At 56.9% G+C, this 4,316-nt stretch carries 3 protein-coding genes; 2 read left to right on the forward strand and 1 reads right to left on the reverse strand.

From position 1 onward, the window contains the following. On the forward strand, positions 1 to 809 hold an 809-nt coding region (locus tag AC221Y_RS20920; protein ID WP_486708293.1), incomplete at its 5' end, for an extracellular solute-binding protein. Between the two features lie 461 nt (positions 810 to 1,270). Further along, positions 1,271 to 3,130, forward strand: coding sequence for a glutaminase A (glsA, locus tag AC221Y_RS20925; RefSeq protein ID WP_486708294.1), 1,860 nt, complete (start codon positions 1,271 to 1,273; stop codon positions 3,128 to 3,130). Between the two features lie 42 nt (positions 3,131 to 3,172). On the opposite strand, the gene AC221Y_RS20930 is transcribed toward glsA, so the two are convergent. After that, positions 3,173 to 4,316 (reverse strand): adenylate/guanylate cyclase domain-containing protein (locus AC221Y_RS20930; protein WP_486708295.1); only part of this gene is annotated, 1,144 nt, incomplete at its 5' end.

The following is a 4,316-nucleotide window of genomic DNA, read 5'->3' on the forward strand; positions in this document are numbered from 1 at the left end:
CTCTGCACCGGGCGCAGCGCGGCGTGTCCGGTATCGTTATGAATTTTGGTCGTGGAACGCCGGTGGCGCATAGCTTTATCCAGACATTGGCCGATTTCGGCAGCCCGATCATCGATCTGAAGCCGACTGAAGACGGATTCGATGTTGAAAAAATCACTGGCGAAAATTTTCGCCCGCTGATCGATACCGAAACGGGGCGTGAGACCCTGGAATTCCTGCGCGAGATTAACCAGTTCGCTCATCCCGACAGTATGCGGTGCGATTGGGACCGGCGCATTGCCATTTTTTCCAAAGGGGCCGCCGCCATGACTTATGGCTGGTCGATCCGCGCCAGCAAATTCGAACTCGACGCGGCATCGCCGGCGCATGGCCAGGTCGAATTCATGCGCCATCCCGCGAAGCCGGGCGTTCCCAGAATATCACCGGTCGGCGGATTCGTACTTGCGCTGCCGGCCTCGCTGGACGACGAGCGCGCCGCGATCGGTTGGAAGGTCATGGAATACCTGACCCGGCCGGAACTGATGAAGCTTTATGTTCAGAATGGCAACCTGACCAGTCCGCGCTATTCGACCAGCGCCGACCCGGAAGTGCAGGCGTTCAGCAGTATCATCCGGACGGTAGACCAACTGGAGCAGCAGGGCGATCTGAAAATCTGGCCGCGCCCGCCGATCCCTGAGTTTGCAGACCTTGTCGCCATTCTGGGGAAAGAGGTCCACGCAGCTCTTCAAGGCACCAAGACGGTGGCCGCGGCCTTGGCCGAAGCCCAGAAACAGGCAGATGTCCTGATGAGGAAAAACGGGCGCTATTGAGCCATTTGGCCGAAAATCGAAAGTGGGAATTTATTGTATTTTTTTGCCTCTCGGTTTGCCAGCATAGTTTAAGCAGCGCCATATCCGGACATTGCCTGTTTGGGCGCCGTCAGAGGAATATGACTTGAGGGTCGTGTCAGAAGAAGCTGACTTGAGACGGGTAGGTTGGCTACCTATTTCACCGATGACACAATTCCGGGCACCAGCGATCCGGACCCTTGGTGGGGTGCCGCCATAAAGGATCGGCTGCCGAACGACTGAGGCTCACCTCTGCGGCCGACTAAGTAAGCTGGGATCTCCGCCTTATTTTGCCTTATAAAGTGGCGACAATTGCATTGCTGCCTGAATTATGGGCAAACGGTGGCTCGCCAGCGACGCTCGTGACGGCCCGGAATTCCGGTTTTTGACGGCCTGCTGCACTTTGCCCGAAAATGCAGAATCGTGACAGGAATGTACTTGAAATGAATATTGCGCAGCTTGACGCGCTCACCGGAGCGATCTCGCCGGTTGAAGGGTACTTGCGCCGCTTGTTGCAGGAAGTTTCCGGGAACCGCGATGGCACGGTGGCTGATTACATCCCGGAATTGGCCAAGGCCAATCCAGAGGATTTTGCTATCGCGGTCGCAACGGTGGATGGCGCCATCTATTGCGCCGGCAACACAGACTTGCCGTTTACGATTCAGTCCGTGTCGAAGCCCTTCATGTTCGGCTATGCCCTGCAGGAACATGGGCTCGAAACCGTTCTCAAAAAGGTGGGCGTGGAACCGACCGGAGACACGTTCAACTCCATCATTCTCGATGATGTGAATAACCGTCCCTTCAATCCGATGGTCAATGCCGGCGCGATCGCCATGAGCGAGCTTCTGTGCGGGAATACGCCAGCCGACCAGGCCGCCGAGCAGATGGCGTTTCTCAGTCGCTTGGCCGGCAGGTCGCTGGAGATGGACGAAGCTGTCTATCGATCCGAAAGCGAAACCGGCCACCGGAACCGGGCCATCGCAAATTCGATGCTTGAAAAGGGGATGATAAAAGGGCCGGCGGAAGATGTGCTCGATCTGTATTTTCGTCAGTGCTCAATACTTGTGTCCACGCGCGATATGGCGGTAATGGCGGCAACGCTGGCGGCCCATGGCCGCAATCCCTTGACCAAACAGCGGGTGATCTCGCCCGGGAATGTTCGGGACGTTCTGTCCGTCATGGCGACATGCGGGATGTATGATTACGCGGGCCAGTGGATGTTTGACGTCGGGCTTCCGGCAAAAAGCGGGGTGTCGGGGGGCACTATCGCCGTTTTGCCCGGCCAGCTCGGTATAGCAATCTATTCGCCGCGCCTCGACAGCGTCGGTAATTCGGAGCGCGGCATCGAGGTCTGCAAGCGGTTCACACGCGATTTCAGCCTGCACGCCTATGTCGATCGCACGGATACGCGCAGCGTCTTGCGTCGCATGTATCGCGGCAACGAGGTCACGTCCAAACGCGTTCGGTCGCGGCGCGAGGTCGACGTGCTTCTGGAAGAAGGACACCGCATCGTGGTGATCGAGGTGCAGGGTCCGCTGTTCTTCGGCACCGTCGAGCGCCTGATCCGCCAAGCCGCCGAATTCGCTGAGGGGCGTCAGGCGATCATCCTTGATCTTCGGCGCGTGGCCTATGCAGATCGGGCGGCGCGGTTGCTGTTGCGCCAGTTCGTAGGAGAACTCGCCGAACGCGGCTGCAAACTGTCCTTTGTGGAGGTCATCGGAAACCCCAATCTGGCCGGGTTGCAAGAGGCTTTTTCAGAGGAGGTAGCGGCAGGCAAATGCACCTTCGTCACAGACATCGATCATGCGCTTGAAGCCGAAGAAGATGCTCTTCTGGCAAAACACGGGTTTCGGTACGGCGATGAAAAGCTAAGCCTGTCTGAACTGGAATTGTTTCAAGGGATCGACCGCGATGATCTGGCGACCCTTGAAACCGCTATTCTGACCTTTGATTTCGAGGCCGGTCAAACGATCCTGCGCGCGGGAGAGGAGGCGCGGCTGATTTTCATTGTCGCCCGCGGTTCTGTCAGTATCCACCTCGGCGATTCCTCGGTCGAATCGCGGAGGATCGCGGCGGTCGGACCGGGGCAAAGTTTCGGTGAAATGGCGCTTCTTGATGGCGGCCGCCGGTCCGCCAACGCGGTGGCTGACACGCCTGTTCTGGCCTATGGTTTCGCGGTCGAGGAGGTGCGGCGCCTCGCGAAAGATCGCCCGCAAATTCTGGAAGCGATGTTGGCCAATATCGTCCGCTCTTTGTCAGGCCGCTTGCGGGCCGCAAACGATCAGATCACAGCGCTGGAGTGATCGACGCAGGGGAAACCGTCTGAGGTGGCATTGTCCGGAATTTCAGGATAGCCGTTCTATCGTTTTTTTCAGTTTCTGGATCAGGGCAAGCCGTTCTTCTTCGGACATTTCTTCCCGCTTGGCGGATGCAAGCTCCTGTAAATCCGGATCTGCTCCCTCGGGCTTCAGGTGAGGTCCGATAACCTGATATGTCGCCACCGGATAGGACATCCCCTTTACCGCGATCTCACCTAACTCTTTGCAGGCGAATTCGTCATTGATTTGTGCATATGTCTCATAGGAGATCAGGATTTCTCCGGGTTTGGCATGAGATTCCAATCTGGACGCGATGTTTACGCCTCTGCCGATAATGGTGTAGTCGAGCCGGTCCTCGCTGCCGAAATTACCAACCGTGCAAAAGTCGGTGTGAATGCCCATTCGGCAGCGCAACGGCCGGGCGATACCGGCAGCGCGCCAGACTTCTTTCAATTCTCGCATCTTTTCGCGCATTTCAACAGCCATGCGAAGGCACGCTCTGGCATCCTCCCGAACGCCCCGCGTTTCGGGGTCGCCGAAGAAAATTACGATTGCGTCTCCGATGTACTTGTCGACGGTTGCTCCGTGTTGCAGAGCGATCTGCGACATTTCCGTAAGGTAGTGGTTCAAAAGTTGCGTGAGTTCTTCGGACTCCATTCGGTCCGCGGTTTCCGTGAAATCGACAATATCCGAGAAGAATACCGTCAGCTTTTTGCGCGAGGCGGCGATTTTGACTTCCTGACGTCCCTGAAAAATCGACTCGTATACCTGCGGCGAGAGGTACTTTGCCAACTGATTGGACAGTTGCTCCATTTGCGAGGATTTTTGCGCTAATTCTTCTTCCCGAAGCTTCAATTCCGTGAAGTCGGAATAGACTGCAACGGTACCACCGTCGTGTGTTTTCCGTTCGCTCACCCTGATCCACCGACCATTGGCATAACGCTGCATACGCGCGGGTCCGGGATTGTGGTGCCGTTCAATTCTGGACCGCAGCCAATTTTCCTTATCTTCGGTATCGGCAATAAGTTCGCGGCCAAGCGCCGTCCTCAGGATGCTTTCGAAATCCTCGCCTGGCTGCATGCCTTCACCGTTCTGGAAGCCCAGAAGCTCCCGGTACCGCGAATTTGAGACCACCAACTTGTCTTCGGCATCGTACAGCGAGAAGCCTTCC

It is taken from the genome of Boseongicola sp., assembly GCF_057460485.1.

What these genes read in the sequence shown, in the direction of transcription:
- glsA (WP_486708294.1), top strand. Translation starts at nt 1,271, where the DNA reads ATGAATATTGCGCAGCTTGACGCGCTCACCGGAGCGATCTCGCCGGTT.